This window comes from Coriobacteriaceae bacterium (assembly GCA_025757745.1).
Classification (GTDB): Bacteria; Actinomycetota; Coriobacteriia; order Coriobacteriales; family Coriobacteriaceae; genus Collinsella.
The window spans coordinates 1,539,902-1,555,396 of record CP107217.1 but is presented as its reverse complement, the minus strand read 5'-3'; the positions used below and the strand labels follow the sequence as shown (position 1 = coordinate 1,555,396).

Annotated in this window: 9 protein-coding genes; 7 read left to right on the top strand and 2 right to left on the bottom strand. The window is 59.9% G+C overall.

The window, feature by feature from the left end; genetic code table 11:
* Positions 1-92: 92 nt before the first annotated feature.
* The 7 genes from OGM60_06705 (at position 93) to OGM60_06675 (ending at position 14,279) form a co-directional block, all read left to right on the top strand.
* Positions 93-725, top strand: a complete 633-nt coding sequence (locus tag OGM60_06705) for a cyclodeaminase/cyclohydrolase family protein (GenBank protein ID UYI98582.1) — start codon at positions 93-95, stop codon at positions 723-725.
* Positions 726-727: 2 nt separating this feature from the next.
* The gene (locus OGM60_06700) at positions 728-1,582 is read left to right on the top strand and encodes a bifunctional 5,10-methylenetetrahydrofolate dehydrogenase/5,10-methenyltetrahydrofolate cyclohydrolase (GenBank protein UYI98581.1); all 855 of its coding nucleotides are present in this window, start codon (positions 728-730) and stop codon (positions 1,580-1,582) included.
* Between the two features lie 366 nt (positions 1,583-1,948).
* Positions 1,949-3,472: a C69 family dipeptidase gene (locus OGM60_06695; GenBank protein ID UYI98580.1), complete on the top strand. Its 1,524-nt coding sequence runs from the start codon at positions 1,949-1,951 to the stop codon at positions 3,470-3,472.
* Between the two features lie 147 nt (positions 3,473-3,619).
* Positions 3,620-4,036 carry a hypothetical protein gene (locus tag OGM60_06690; protein UYI98579.1) on the top strand — a complete coding sequence of 139 codons (417 nt, stop codon included), beginning with the start codon at positions 3,620-3,622 and terminating at the stop codon, positions 4,034-4,036.
* A gap of 8 nt (positions 4,037-4,044) precedes the next feature.
* On the top strand, positions 4,045-5,808 hold the full coding sequence (locus OGM60_06685; protein ID UYI98578.1) for an AarF/UbiB family protein: 1,764 nt from the start codon (positions 4,045-4,047) through the stop codon (positions 5,806-5,808).
* A 467-nt stretch (positions 5,809-6,275) separates the two neighbouring features.
* Complete coding sequence (locus OGM60_06680; protein UYI98577.1) at positions 6,276-13,409, top strand: DUF4430 domain-containing protein; 7,134 nt, start codon at positions 6,276-6,278, stop codon at positions 13,407-13,409.
* A gap of 9 nt (positions 13,410-13,418) precedes the next feature.
* Positions 13,419-14,279, top strand: a complete 861-nt coding sequence (locus OGM60_06675) for a DUF4430 domain-containing protein (protein ID UYI98576.1) — start codon at positions 13,419-13,421, stop codon at positions 14,277-14,279.
* A gap of 159 nt (positions 14,280-14,438) precedes the next feature.
* Here OGM60_06675 and OGM60_06670 read toward each other — a convergent pair whose 3' ends face one another.
* Both OGM60_06670 and OGM60_06665 read right to left on the bottom strand, forming a co-directional pair.
* Positions 14,439-14,846 carry a GtrA family protein gene (locus OGM60_06670; protein ID UYI98575.1) on the bottom strand — a complete coding sequence of 136 codons (408 nt, stop codon included), beginning with the start codon at positions 14,844-14,846 and terminating at the stop codon, positions 14,439-14,441.
* Positions 14,847-15,066: 220 nt separating this feature from the next.
* Positions 15,067-15,462, bottom strand: a complete 396-nt coding sequence (locus OGM60_06665) for a GtrA family protein (protein ID UYI98574.1) — start codon at positions 15,460-15,462, stop codon at positions 15,067-15,069.
* Positions 15,463-15,495 lie beyond the last annotated feature (33 nt).

Below are 15,495 nucleotides of genomic sequence, written 5' to 3'. Positions count from 1 at the left end.
CTTATGGGCTAGACTTAGCATCATTACGTGTTTGATGCGGTTGGTCGGCAGTTGCCGCCCGACCGATCTATATGACTTGAAGGTGCATACGTATGAGCCAAGAGATGATGGATAAAACCTGTCGCGAGTTTGCCCAGGCGCTTGCCGCGCGCGAGCCTGTTCCCGGCGGCGGTAGCGCAAGCGCCTTTGTGGGCGCGCTGGGAGCTTCGCTGTGCGGGATGGTCGCTCGCTACGGGGCAACCAATCCCGCGCTTGCTGATCGCGCAGACGATCTGACGCGCGCATTTGCCCAGGCAGACGAGTTGGCACAGGAACTTGTGGACCTGGTCGCCGAGGACGTTCGTGCGTACGGCCAGGTGTCTGCGGCATACGGTATTCCGCGCGAGGACCCGGCTCGACCGGCTGCGATTCAGGACGCGTTGCACGTGGCGGCCATGCCACCGTATCGGATCATGGATGCCTGCGGGCGCGCGCTGGCGCTGCTCGAGGACATGGCCGACAAGGGTTCGCGCCAGCTGTTGTCCGATGTGGCCTGCGGCGCCGTGTTCTGCCGCGCCGCCATGCAGGGCGCGAGTTTGACGCTCTTTGCCAATACCACGTCTATGAAAGACCGGGCGCGCGCCGAGGAGCTCGAGGCGGCGTGCGATGAGCTGCTGGATACGTGGCTGCCGCGCGCCGATGCGCTGGCGCGCCGCGCCGCCGACGCCGCCAGGAAGAGGGGATAGCCATGGCCGAGCTGCTCAAGGGTGCTTCCGTTGCCCGTGCTTTGACCGAGGAACTTGCCGCTCGTTGCGCCGCCCTGCGCGAGCGCGGCGTTGTTCCGACACTGGCCATCGTTCGTGTGGGCGAGCGCGAGGACGATCTATCCTACGAGCGCGGCGCCCTCAAGCGCTGCGAGAAGGTTGGCATCGAGGCTCGCCGCGTTTTGCTTCCTGTCGATGTTTCGCAGGATGAGCTGCTGGCGGCTATTAAGGACATCAATGCCGATCCCGCTGTTCACGGTTGCCTGATGTTTCGCCCGTTGCCCGCTGGGCTTGACGAGGATGCAGTTGCCGCGGCACTCGATCCCGCCAAGGATGTTGACTCCATGACGCCGGCCTCGCTGCTTACCACGCTTTCGGGTCGTGGCGAGGGCTTTGCTCCCTGCACGGCCGAGGCCGTGTTGGCGTTGCTGGATCATTACGGCGTTGAGTTGGATGGGGCCAAGGTCGCGGTCGTCGGTCGGTCGCTGGTGATTGGTCGTCCCGTTGCCGCCATGCTTACGGCTCGCAATGCCACAGTGACGACGTGCCATACGCATACGCGCGACTTGGCTGCCGAGTGTCGTTCTGCCGACATTGTTGTTGCCGCGGTTGGACGTGCGCGCACGATTGGCGCGGATGCGGTCCGCGAGGGCCAGACGATCGTCGATGTGGGCATCAACTGGGACGAGGCCGCCGGCAAGCTGGTCGGCGACGTCGATTTTGATGCTGCGGAGCCGGTTGTTGGCGCAATTACTCCCGTGCCGGGCGGCGTGGGGGCTGTGACCACCGCGATTCTCGCCAAGCACGTGATCGAGGCGGCGGAGCGCGCATCGAAATAGGCGTTTTGGGCTGTTTGAGGGGCTAGTTATATACCCGCTGTGCAAAAAACGCCAAATATGAGTACTGTTGCCAAGATAGTTACATATGTTTTATGAGATTTGGGCTCCCTAGCGATATTAATTATCGCTAGGGAGCCCATTTTATGGAACCTATGGGGAATAACGTTGTCTTGCTTTTGGACAAATGGGGATTTCTGGCACTCGTTACAAGGAAATTTGCTACTACTAAATTGGTGGCAGTACTCATATTTGGCATTTTTTGCACGCAGGGGTCCCGAGGGGGTCCCGAGGGGTCGCGGTTTCGCCCTTTTCGTGCCGAAGCGATACACTGTTGTCGTTTGATTTCTTCGCTCAAGGAGGATGCACATGCCGTGCACAACGATTTTGGTTGGTAAGAACGCGAGCTATGACGGGTCGACGCTGGTCGCCCGCAACGAGGACTCGTCCAACGGGGTGTTTGAGCCCAAGCGCATGCGCGTGGTGCATCCCGACGAGCAGCCGCGCGTCTACACGAGCGTCCTGAGCCACCTGACCGTTGAGCTGCCCGACAATCCCATGCGTTACACAAGCGTCCCCGACGTTGTCCCGGGTCATGGCATTTGGGCCGAGGCCGGTTTCAACGAGCTCAACGTTGGCATGTCCGCAACCGAGACGCTTACCACCAACGAGCGCGTCTGCGGCGCCGATCCGCTCGTGGACTACGTGCCCGCCAAGGGCAACGAGGGCGAGGACGGCTATGTGCCAGCGCAGCCCGGCGGTCTGGGCGAGGAGGACATGGTGACCCTGGTGCTGCCGTATGCCAAGTCCGCCCGCGACGGCGTGCGTGTCCTGGGCGACCTGCTCGAGCGCTACGGCACTTACGAGAACAACGGCATCGCCTTTAGTGACGTTGACGAGATCTGGTGGCTCGAGACCATCGGCGGCCACCACTGGATCGCCAAGCGCGTGCCCGACGACGCCTATGTGACCATGCCCAACCAGCTGGGTATCGATAGCTTTGACCTGGACGATGCCGAGGGCGCCCAGGCCGACCACATGTGCTCCGCCGACCTGCGCTCCTGGATGGCCGAGTGGCATCTGGACCTTACGCTGGGTGTTAAGGGCGACGGTCCCGCCGCGGTCTTTAACCCGCGCGAGGCCTTTGGCTCGCACAGTGACAGCGACCACGTTTACAACACGCCGCGCGCCTGGTACATGCAGCGCTGCCTCAACCCCAGCGATGTGTGGGACGGCCCCGACACCGACTACACGCCCGAGAGCGACGATATCCCCTGGAGCCGCGTGCCCGAGCGCAAGGTGACCATCGAGGATATCAAGTACGTGCTTTCGAGCCACTACCAGGGTACGGAGTACGACTGCTACGGCAGCAAGGGCACGCCCGCCACGCGCGGCGCCTATCGTCCCATCGGCATCAACCGCAACAGCCAGCTTGCCGTGCTGCAGCTGCGCCCCTATGCGCAGCCGGCGTATCGCGCCGTGCAGTGGATGGCGTTTGGCTCTAACTCGTTTAACGCGCTCGTGCCGCTGTACGCCAATGTCGAGACCATGCCCGAGTACTACGCCGACACGCAGGCTCGCGTGACGTCCGAGAATTTCTATTGGGCAAATCGCCTGATCGGTGCCTTGGCCGATGTTCGCTTCCACGAGTGCGGTCGCGCGGTCGAGGACTATCAGGAGAAGGTCGGCGGCATGGGCCACAAGCAGATTCACGACGTTGACGCTGTCGTAGCCGCACTGCCCGAGGCCGAGGTGCCTGCCGAGCTCGCCCGCGCCAACGAGGCCTTTGCCGAGCTCGTGCGCGTGGAGACCGATGCTCTGTTGGGCAAGGTGCTCTACACCACGAGCTGTGCCATGAAGAACTCCTTCGCGATGAACGATAACGTAAGGTAAAGACAACCTTGCAACGAGTGAGCGGGGCAAACGCCGTCAAAGGTTTTGCCCCGCTCGATTTCTATCCCGGCGACAAACGATTTTGTGTCGTTCACCCAATCTTGGGTACAAGAAGGCCAATGTAGTTGTTCATGATTGGAGCCAACCATGGTTATGAAACTCGATCAGCTTGTTAACGGTGCTATCAACGTGGGCTTCGGCGCCGCTGCCGTCGCCGTCGAGGGCGGCAAGAAGGTCCTCGACGACCTCAATACCAAGGGCGAGCAGGTCCGCAAGGATGCCGGCACCCCCGATATCGCCCGCAGTGTGTCCGATATGTTCGAGCAGGCCGGTGGCACCATCTCCGACCTCACCGAGCGCCTGGGCATGCAGGGCGAAACTGCGGCACAGCGTGTGCTCGACGAGCTCATCCTGGCTCGCGTCCGCGTTATGACCGCCCCCGAGCGCACGGCCTTTTTGGCCCATGTGCGCGACATTGTCGATTCGGTCGAGGACAACGTGACCTCGGTGCCCGTCGAGTCCGTTGAGCCCGACGATGCAGAGGACACCGAAGAGGCCGAGTAGCAGCGCAGATGGCAGATTCCACTACCGATTACAACAATCTAGATCCCTTGGGTGACGAGGCGGCGGTTGTCGATGAGGTCGATGCCGCCGTCTCGGGCGCTCGCAAGAAGCCGCGCGCTGTCGATATGGTTCCCGAAGAGCCCGACGCGATGGCGCCGGACGAGGAATACCAGCTCACGCCGGCAGGCCGCCGCGAACGCATTGGGCAGATCGTTCGTCTGGTCAAAAAGTACCGCGTGTGGGATAACCTCACGCCGGTGCGCCTGCGTCGTCTGCTCGAAGAGCTCGGTCCCATGTTCGTCAAGATGGGACAGATTCTGGCCAACCGGTCCGAGATCTTGCCGCAGCGGTTTTGCGACGAGCTGCGTCGCCTGCGCTCCGACGTAGACCCGGTGCCGTATGAGGTAGTGCTTCGCTGTCTGGAAGAGGAATACGGCCAGCGTCTGGGGCAGATGTTCGACGCAATCGACCCCAACCCGCTCGGAAGTGCGTCGCTCGCGCAGGTGCACCGCGCCCGTCTGGTGACCGGCGAGGACGTGGCCGTTAAGGTACAGCGCCCCGGCGCGCAACAGGTCATGGCACAGGACATCGACATCATCCGTTCGGTGGTGCGCATCGTTTCCAAGTTCGTCAACACCGACCAGTTTGTTGACTTACACGCCGTCGTCGAGGAGCTGTGGGCCTCGTTTCGCGAGGAGACCAACTTTTTGGCTGAGGCCAAAAACCTCAACGATTTCTATGACTTCCATAAGAGCGTGCATGGTGTGTCGTGTCCCAAATCCTACTTGGACCTTTGCACCGAACACGTCGTGGTCATGGACTACATTGACGGCATCTCGATTGCCGATCCCGAGCGCCTGGTGGCCGAGGGCTATGACCTGGAAAAGATCGGCTCGGCGATTGTCGAGGACTATTCGACGCAGGTGCTCGATGACGGCTTTTTCCATGCCGACCCTCATGCGGGAAACATCATCCTCAAGGACGGCATCGTCTACTTTATTGACCTGGGCATGGTCGGGCGCATGTCGAGCCACGACCGCGGTATCGTCAAGGATATGATTTTCGCCGTGGCCGAGGGCGATGTGCCCAAGCTCAAGGATTCGCTCATGCGTTTTGCCGTGACGCGCGGTGATTCGGCCGAGCTCGATCATTCGGCCTTTTTGTCCGATTTGGACTTTATCGTAGCCGACTTTGCAGGACTCGATCTTAAGGACCTGGATATCGGCGAGTTTTTGACCTCGTTGCTAAACCTGGCGCGCAAAAACGACGTTGAGCTGCCGAGCGTGGTGACGATGTTCGCCCGCGGCATGGTGACGCTCGAGGGTCTGCTGACCGAGTACATGCCCAACGTCAACATGATCCAGATCATCCAAGCGCACATCAAAAACGAGAAGAGCGCCTATGCGCGCGTCCGCGAAATGGGGCGCGATCTTGCCGCGAGCAGCTATCGCGCGGCAAAAGGCTCGCTCGAGGCGGCCGAGTATCTGGGCTTGGCGTCGCGTATGCTCACGCGCGGTCAGCTTAAGGTAAACACGCAGATCATGAGCAGCGATAAGGCGCTGCGACAGCTGGGTGGAATTATCGACCGCATGTCGATGGCAATTGTGATTGCCGGCCTGTTTATCGGCTCGTCGGTGGTGTACTACGCGCGCATCGAGCCGGTTGTGTTCGGTATCCCGGTCATTGGCTTTATGGGCTACCTGAGCGCGCTGGTGCTGGCGCTGATGCTGGGCCGCGAGATTTGGCGCAACAGTCACGGCGGCAAGCGGTAACGATTTCGCGGGATCAGAGGAAGACGGATCCTTTTGCTCGGCATTCCATCCTCACCCTTTTCTATCGCAAACCATAGCTTTTACCTTGGGCTTCGCCTGTGTGCGGGGCCTTTTTGCGTGATACCATACTGACAGTAATAATCGATGGCCTAGATGGTGGTGCGGAGACGCACGAATGCGCGGTTTTCCTGCGCGTTTGGGAGAATCGGGGTGCAAGTCCCCGGCTGTACCAGTAACCGTAATTCCTCTTGGCCCGGGTTGTTCGCGTCGCAGATCGGACGACGCGCCCGGGTCGGTAAGGTTAAGTCGGATCGCCTCCCATCTTGCACGCGGGCGCGGCGCATGCCGCCGGTACGCGTTGGGCTCTGGAGGGAAGGGGGACCCCGATGGGGGTACTCAAGCGCAATATGCGCGATGATGTGGGGCAGCCGCTGGGCAATGCTCCCAGTGCAGACAGTAGGAGACAAATGGATATGTTTGAGGACGAGTGCCAGCGCGCCTCGTGGCGTCGTCATGGAGCGATTGCCCGTGGCGTAGCCAAGCGCGGTCTGGTGGCGTTCCTGGCTTTTGCCATGGCTTTTGGCACCACGCCGGCGCAACTTTGGGCCGAGGGCGCTGAGGGCATTGCCGATGCCGTGGCTCAGGCTACGACGGGTGGCGAGGGCGCGACGGCCGACGAGGGCACTACTGCCGCCGATGCCGGCGCGAACAGTGCGCCGGCGAGCGCTGCTGACGATGGCGCCGACGCAGATCAGGGCGCAACTGCGAGTTCCGCGAATAGTGCTGACACCGCCGCAGACAACGCAACTGAGTCCGAGAACTCTGCGGCGGCGCCTGCTGCTTCGGAGCAGAAGAACGCCGTTGCCGCCGCATCCGCCACAACGCTTTCCGGTGAGGCAAAGGTCTTCATTCAGGACGCCAAGGATAAAGACAACTCGTATTCCACGAAGTCCGGCGCGCTCAATGTGGGTGATACGCTCTGGGCCAATATGTACGATGAGGTCGAGACCGAGGACTACTGGGGCGACCCTACGACCGAGACCAAATCGGTCGCTAACCCCGGCGCCTGGACCTATACCTGGCTCGCCGGCACGGTCAAGGCCAGCAGTGACGCCGCCGATTACACCGAGGTCGTAGGCCACGAGCAGTCGCTCACCATCACTGACGCGATGGAGGGCAAATACTTCATCTGCAAGGTGACGGCAGACGGCAAGGACCACTACGGCCCCTCTGTTTCGTACGGCTCGGGCATTAATCCTAACAGCATCCCCGGCCCCGTGCTGGGCGCCGGCCAAATGGAGCTTTACAGCGTCAAGCTGAGTAGCGACGCGCCGAGCATAGGCGATACTCTGATGGCGACGCCGTACAAGGATTGGTCGAGCCCCGCGGGCTCCGACGCCAAGGTCACCTACACCTGGTCCGCATCTACCTCGCAGTACTCGGGCTTTACCAAGATCGAGGGCGAGACGGGCGCTTCCCTCACGGTGACCGGTGACCTCGAGGGCAAGTACATCAGAGTCGAGGCTACTGCTGGCGTAAATACGGTGAGCAAGACCACCTCCAACAAGGTCAAACAGGCCGGTGCGGTGGACGTCTACGCGGTTTCGCTCATCAATCCCAAGACCAACAACTCCGTGTTCGCGGTTGGCGATACCGCCCAGGCTCGCGCCAAGGAGAAGGGCGCCTCGACGTTTATCGACGCGAGCAAGCTCAACTATCAGTGGCAGTGCTCTGGCACCAAGAGTGGCAAGTATATCGACATTGCGGGTGCCACGGGTGAGACCCTCGAGCTAACCGATGCTTTGGGCGGCAAGTACCTCAAGTGCAAGGTGTCTTCGAAGATCGGCTCTTCGAGCACGACCAACTCGACGGGCGCTCTCGTTGCAGCCGCCGGTTTAATTAATGTCTCGAGCGTGACTATGAGCCCGACTTCGGGCAAAGTCGAGGTGGGCTCCACGATTACGGCGACCGCCAAGGCGGGTTCCACCGACGTTACCACCGATTCGCATGTCACGTGGCAGTGGTATAAGGGCACCGCGAAATACGCGAGCTCGTGCAACACGCCTATCGAGGGTGAGACCGGTAACACCCTGACGGTGACCGCCGCCCTTAAGGGCTACTACGTAGTGGCTAAGGCCAATGGCGGCTATGGCGAGGAGAAGCCCTACTATGCGGCAGGTCCTGTCTCGGTTGCGGGTCAGGTTGAGCTTTACGACGTGCAGTTTGAGGGCTCTCCTGCCACCAACGGCGTGCACGTGGGCGATAAGCTCAAGACCAAGGTGCGCAAAAAGGACGGCTCGAAGTACAGCTATATCGACCGCACCGATAATGTGACCTACCAGTGGCAGTATGCAAATAGCAGTTCGAGCTCCGACTCCGCTTACACCGATATCCCCGGTGCCACCGAGGCCACCTATACCGTTGACGCCGCCTATGCCGGCAAGTATCTGCGCGTAAAGGTGACGAGCGAAAATACCGTTTTCAGCACGCAGAAGAAGAGCTCCTCCGGCGGCACGCAGTCTGTTGCTCCGCTTGGCCCCGTGACGCTTAAGGGCCAGTACAAGCTGGCGGGCATTGAGCTTGCCGATAAGAACGTTACGCTGAGCGTGGGTTCAAAGATCACACCGAGCGTGCAGGTTCCGGGTCCTTGGTCGGGCTCGACCAAGGACGTGCCCGATGATGCCGACCTCACCATGGCGTGGTACGCGAGCGAGAACGGTACCGATTGGACCGAGCTCACCGACGGCGTCGATACGACTGATGGCAGCCTGACTATTACGGATGCGCTTGTCGGCAAGCGCATCAAAGTTACGGCAAGCGCTCTCGACAACACGGTTGAATGGGTTTCGCCCGACAGTGTTACCGCGGCGGGGGAGTATAACCTGCTGCGTGTGACCACTGCGCCGCAGATCAATAGCGATTCGACCCATCTCGTCGCGGGCGATAGCGTTAAGGCGACGGCGCAGGCCAAGCGCGCCGACGGTTCGGCCACTAACGGTATCGACGTCACCGGTCAGGCGACTGTTGCTTGGTATGCGGCCGACGACGCGAAGGCTCCCGCGGCCGACTGGACGCTTCTGTCCGATATGTCGGGCGCCGAGGCGACGGTCTCGGCATCTGCTGCTGGCAAGTATCTGAAGGCTGTCGCCACGAGCGGAAGCTCGACGGTCGAGCTCGTCTCCACCAACAAGGTTATCGCCGCAGGCTCGCTTGAGGCTGCAGTCCAAAAGCTCAACAATGCTAACAAACAGATCGCTGTTGATTACAGCGCCAAGGGCGGCAACGTCAACGATGTTCTGAAGGCGCAGCTTGTCGATCTGGGATTTACCGATATCGACGTCAAGATCTCTGAGGGCGGCGTTGCCTTTAATGCAGAGGATGACAAGGCCACGGTCGGTATCTCCGACGCCCAGGATAAGACCAACGGCGATGTGACGTTCTTCTACATCGATCCCAACGATTACACCGGCTACAACATCGACGGCCTGCGCAGCGCCGACGTCGTGTTTGAGCTGTCACGCGGCGACGAAACCGAATACTATCAGCCCAGCAAGACAGTGCAGGTTGCTTGGGACGAGGCTCGTGTGCAGCAGATGCTCGACGATGCTGCCGAGCAAATTGCCATAGGCTACGCTTCGGGCGATTCGGCCGAGTCCGTCACGTCGAATCTCACACTTCCGTACCGCGCGGGCTCCAAGAGCAAGTTCGAGGTTGAATGGAAGAGTTCCGACGGCGATGTCATTTGGCCTTCCGGTTATGGCTGGGACGACTACACCGGCAAGGTGACGCGCGTTTCGAGCGATCGCGCCGTAACGCTGACCGCGACCGTTTCGTTTGTGAGCGGTGGCCCGTCTGACGTTAAGGGCGCGCACGACTTCACGGTGACCGTCAAGGGCGATCCCGAGAAGGTCGCCGCCGACAAGAAGGCACTGCAGGAAAAGGTCGACGCGGCGTTTATTTACAACAACATCAAGTACTCCGGTACCGATGCGGTTGCCAATAAGGACGGCCTGACCGATGACCTCCAGATGCCGCGCACGAGCACGCTCGGCGTCGACGGAAAATACTATAAGGTCGAGTACTCCGCGAGCACCGATGACGTGACCTTCAACGGCTATAAGGGCACGGTCTTCCGTCCCGAGGCCGGTAAGAGCGCCGTCTCCACGAAACTCACCTGCACGGTTACGGATAAGAACAACGCTGAGGTCACTGCCACAAAGACGCTTGACTTCACGGTTGCGCCGCAGGATCAGGCCGACCTCGACAATGAGCTTAAGCTCATGGAGGCCGCCAAGGCGGGCTACGCCGAGGCCATCCTCGACGGCCAGGACGCCGCCGGCGTGACCGCAAATATGCATGCCTTCCAGAAGGCGTATCTCGACGCCGATGGTAAGCTCGCGTGGAGCTACGACAAGGCGTCTACCGACGCTGCGGGCTCGGGCATCGTCCCGGTTGAGCTCGAGGGCTACGACGACATGAGCGGCCAGCAGTGGCGCCTCTTCAAGTCGAGCGACACTGGTGTCGTCTCTGCGGAGAACCTTCTTGTCACGCAGCCTGAGTACAACACCAAGGTCACCATTACTTCTCGCCTTTCCAGTGAGAAGTACGCGCGTTACGCCAAGCGCTATCCGGATAATGCCACGTACGCAAAGCTCGCCAACCAGGACGTCTCTGCGACAGTGACCGTGCTTGGAACGAGTGGTCAGGTCGCTCCTGAGGTTACAGCAACATGCTCGGTTATCGGCATCGATGCCGATGGCAACCAGCAGACCTGGACCGCCGCCGATCCGTACACGTTAAAAACGGGGTCTACCGCCGCCGACCTCTCTGAGGCGCTCTTCAAGAAGCACGGCCTCACCGCCGATTACGGCATGGGAACCTGGGGCTGGTACCTCAATTCCATCACCTCGCCTGTCGACGCGGGCCGAACGCTTGGCTATGATTCGCAGACCGGAGCGTACTGGCAGCTCTTCATCAACGGCACGGCCGCATCGGTTGGTGCGGGCGGCTACGTGCTCGAGGCCGGCGACTCGGTCGTCTGGTGCTACTCCAAGTACGGCGACCCGGCGCCCACCGACCAGCTCTCCGTGAGCTGCGAGGTTGTTGGCCAGGCTAAGGACGGTAGCCAGCAGACCTGGGCTCAGCCCACGACTATCCAAGTGAAGGAGGGCTCGACCGCGGCTGAGCTCTCTGAGCAGGTGTTCAAGCAGGCTGGCATTGGCGCCGACACCGGGACGGGCTCCTACGGCTGGTACCTCAACTCGCTCACCTCTCCGTTTGATGAGGACGTAAAGCTCTCGACCGAAAAGGTTGACGCTTCCACTTGGAATTACTGGCAGTTCTTTGTCAACGGCAAGCTCGCAAATGTGGGCGCCGGTAACTACACGCTCAAGGCCGGTGACAAAGTTTCCTGGGTCTACGGCTCTGACGGTACTATGCCTGGGCAGACAAAGGCTTCCCTGCAGATTATCGGTGTTGACAGCGGCGGTAATGTTCAGACGTGGGCGCCTGCAGCTGACTACACCATGGTTGATACCGCGACCGTGGCTGATGCGACTGAACTTGCCTTCAAGCAGAGTGGCATCTCTGCGGATTATGGTACGGGTGCATGGGGCTGGTTCCTCAACTCAATTACATCGCCGTTTGATGGGCGAACGCTCGCTTGGGACTCCACGACTGGGGCTTACTGGAAGCTCTTTATCGATGGCAAGCCTTCCGATTTGGGCGCGGGCGGCGTCCAGCTGAAGGACGCGAAGTCTATCGCCTGGGTCTATACGGCTGGCGACAAGCTGCCTGACCCCGATGCCCTCACGACCGACCCCAACGCGCCTAAGTCTAACTTCGACTCTGCCTGGCCTGCGTTTGCCGGCGGCAAAGTCAATGGCTCGGTTGCCGAAGTGCCGACTCCGTCTGGTGCGGCTGAATCTGCGTGGGATGAGCCCGCGGATATCAAGGGCGATGCAAAAGGCGTTTCGGACTTGCTCATTATCGACGGTAATATTTGCGCGGTTAAGGGCAACCGCATTGTGCTCATAGATTCTGAAACCGGAAAGAAGGAGCTTGCGAGCTGCTCTATTGGCGCGAACATTGGCTACTTCTGCCGTCCCGCCTATAAAGACGGCTATCTGGTTGTTCCTTTTGAGGACGGCTCGCTCGGCATTTTTGTTCTGGACAAGAAGGATGGGCAGTACTCGATAGCCTGTCGATACAAGACCCCTTCGCTCGGGATCAAAGATACCCAAGCTCTCACGTCCGTGACCATCTCCGGCGGCAAGGCCTACGCAGGCTTCACTGTTGTCGACGGTTCAGAAGGTGCGCTCGTGTGCGTTGACCTGGCTTCCGGCAAAGTGGACTGGACAACAGACAAAAAGAAGTCCGAGACCAACGAGAACGAGGGCTACTACTGGGCGGGCGCTGCGGCCTCCGGTGACGACATCATCATCGGTAACGAGTCCGGTAAGGTTGCCCTCATTGATGGCTCCAACGGCAAAGAGCTCTCGAGCGTAAGCGTAGGCACGCCCGTTCGCTCCGGCATCATTGCCGTCGAGGTTGGCGAGAACGGCGACGGCACGTATCTCGCGGTCTCCCGCGATAACGGAACGCTCTACAAGATTCGTCGCAGCGGGGACAAGCTGACCCTCGAGGGCAAGCCCGTTGCCTTCGCTGCCATCTCCACCTCTACGCCGGCAGTGAGCAACGGCCTGGCGTATGTCTGTGGCATGGACATCGAGGGTTACGGAACGCTCTCTGTCATCGATCTGAGCACTATGAGCGTTAAAAAGAGCATCCGCGCAGACAAGGGCGAGTCCAAGAGTACCCCACTCGTCTCGGTTCAAGGTAACGACACGTACGTGTACTTCACCTGCAACGCTCTGCCCGGTGGCGTTTACGCTTATAAACTGGGCGACGATGCGGCGCAAATGATATTCACGCCCGACGCAAAGTATCGTGAATACTGCACCGCTTCTATCATCTGTGATGAGAAGGGCAACCTGTACTACGCCAATGACTCGGGACGTCTCTTTAAGCTAGCGGGTGCCGAGTCCTGGAGAGTTGCGTTCGATGCACAGGGCGGTTCGTACGTCGCACCGCGCTATGTTGCCAAGAACAAGATGGTTTCCGAGCCGGCCGCCCCTACCCGCGACGGATATACGTTCCTCGGCTGGTACACTGCCGAAGGCGAGAAGTGGGACTTCGCCAAGGACGTCGTGACGGCCGATATGACGCTCTACGCCAAGTGGATCAAGAATGCCGTTAACCCTGGCGGTAGCGGTGGCTCTGGCTCCAATGGCGGCTCGGGTAATGCCGGTGCTGGTTCTGGCTCCGGTAACGGCACAAACGGCCAGCAGAGCGGCGGCGCTGTTTCGCCTGGGCAGAAGCCTGTGTCGTCGACCACGACCGAGACCAAAACCAAGGACGGCAAGGATTCCAAGAAGGATTCCGACAAGTCCGACAAGAAGGACAGCAAGAAGTCTGATAAGAAGTCCGCTGAGGCTCCTGTGCAGCAGTCTGGCTTCAATCCGCTCGCCATCGCTGGCGTGGCGGCCGGCGTGATCGGTCTCGCCGTCATCGGCGTGTTCGTATTCACCAAGCGTCGGTAGGTGAGGACTGTGTCCAATAAACCTCAGGACGCCGACTCCAAGCAGCCCGACTCGTCGTTCATTCAACTCGACGATGCAAAGAAAAAGGGCGCCGCCTCGGCGGCGTCCGCCTCTCGGCGCAGGACGCTGCTTGGCGCTCTGACGGCCGTCTGCATCGTCTTGATCGTTGTGTCGCTGGGTTTTGTCCAACCTTCTTCCAGCGGTGCATGGTCCATCGATTGGATCGCTCAGGCTGTGACAGGGGAGAGCGTCGTTGCCAAGGATGCGTCGGTTTCCGGCTCGATTACCGCTTCGGGCAAGGCTGCGCCCAAGGACTCCAAATCTTCGGACAATGCGAAGGACGGGTCGAAGGACTCAAAAAAGGATTCGAAGGAGAAGAAGTCCGAAAGCAAGGACGGCAAGACGTCCAACAACGCATCTGCTGGACAGGGCTCTGAATCCACCGGTGGATCGAGTTCTTCTGACGGCTCTTCTTCGGGCGGCGGCTCGGTGTCTGGCGGTGGGTCTGCATCCAACGGCGGCAGCGCCTCTGCGGGCAATCAGGGCGGCTCGCAGCAGCATGGCTATGTCACAGTGACGGTCTCGGTAACTTCGAGCGCCGTGGGCAATCCTGTCTCGTCTGGCGGCACGTTCACCTTTAACGAGGGCGCTACGGTCTACGATGCCCTGTGCGCTCTGGGCCTTTCCGTGAATGCGCATGGTTCGCCGTATGGCACGTATGTCGCAGCTATCGGCGGCTTGGCTGAGAAGGAGCACGGCAGCACGAGCGGCTGGATGTATTCCGTCAACGGCGTACCGCCCAAAATGGCTTGCAGCAGTTACGTTCTTTCCAATGGCGACAGCGTAGTCTGGTATTACGTAACGGGCTAGATACCTCGACATAACGCGCCAAACGGGCGGTTCGGACAAACATCCGGGCCGCCCGTTTTTCATGCGTAGAGGACTGGGTCGCCGGGTCTCTCGGCAAACAAAAAACCGGTTGGAACGAGAATTCCAACCGGTGATACCTTCAAGCTAATGTCGAGCAAACTACGACTGCGCGCCCTCGAGGAAGAAGCGACGGCTAAAGTAGTTATACCAGGTGACCAGGAACGTGGCGATGGCCTTCATGGCCTGGTAGCCGATGCTCAAAAACGTGACGCCCACAAACATGTACAGGTCGTTGAGACCCAGACCAATCACCGACAGGATGGTGAAGATCGTAAACTCGCGCTTGCGGCTCATGCCCTCGCGATGGTCGAACACGTACTTCATGCTGAGCCAGTAGTTAACCACGACGGACGTGGTAAACGAGATCGTGGTGCTCATCAAAAAGTCGAGGTGGAACAGCTCGACGAGCGCAATGAGCATGCCCCAGTCGATACCAAAGGAGATAAGACCCACGACAGCGAACTTGAGGAACTGCTTAGTATGAGGTTGTGCCAGTGCCTTGCGCACGTAATCACATCCAATGCGTTGATGAATCGAGCAACGAGATACTTTAGGGCTTTTGCATGGGAAACGTAAGGTCTTTGGCAAGAACTATACGAACTCGCCAAATATTCAAGAGGTAATCCGCAAACGTTGCAAATCTTACCGTAAACGAGCAAGGCCCACGAACAACGCAGCGCTCGACGTGCGTCATCCGTGGGCCCCGTAGTGCAACGGGGAGGCCAGGCTATTTGGTCTCGTCGCCTTCCAGGAAGATTTTTCGGGTCACAAAGTTGTAGACCATGACAAGCGCGGTGGCGCAAATCTTGGCGATATTGGCCTCGAGTCCCAGACCGGCGTTGAGCGCCAGCACGATGCCGTCGTTGAGGGCCAAGCCAATAACGGACAGCACGACAAAGATGATGAACTCGCGGCGGCGACTCATGCCCTCCTTGTGCGCAAACACGTACTTCATGCTCGCGACATAGTTAAAGATGAGCGAGACGATAAAGCCGCTAGTGTTGGCGATCAAGATGTTAAGGCCCAGACCGTAGTGGAGCAGATTCATGATGCCAAAGTCGATGACCGTGGCGACGACGCCGACGACGCCAAACTTCATGATCTGCGCAAGGAGCTTTTGCATGGTACCTGCCTTAGGGTGGCGCCGGAGCGCCGC

Coding starts and splice junctions, on each gene's coding strand:
- OGM60_06685 (UYI98578.1), top strand. CDS start 4,045: ATGGCAGATTCCACTACCGATTACAACAATCTAGATCCCTTGGGTGAC.
- OGM60_06700 (UYI98581.1), top strand. CDS start 728: ATGGCCGAGCTGCTCAAGGGTGCTTCCGTTGCCCGTGCTTTGACCGAG.
- OGM60_06665 (UYI98574.1), bottom strand. CDS start 15,462: ATGCAAAAGCTCCTTGCGCAGATCATGAAGTTTGGCGTCGTCGGCGTC.
- OGM60_06705 (UYI98582.1), top strand. CDS start 93: ATGAGCCAAGAGATGATGGATAAAACCTGTCGCGAGTTTGCCCAGGCG.
- OGM60_06690 (UYI98579.1), top strand. CDS start 3,620: ATGGTTATGAAACTCGATCAGCTTGTTAACGGTGCTATCAACGTGGGC.
- OGM60_06695 (UYI98580.1), top strand. CDS start 1,949: ATGCCGTGCACAACGATTTTGGTTGGTAAGAACGCGAGCTATGACGGG.
- OGM60_06680 (UYI98577.1), top strand. CDS start 6,276: ATGGATATGTTTGAGGACGAGTGCCAGCGCGCCTCGTGGCGTCGTCAT.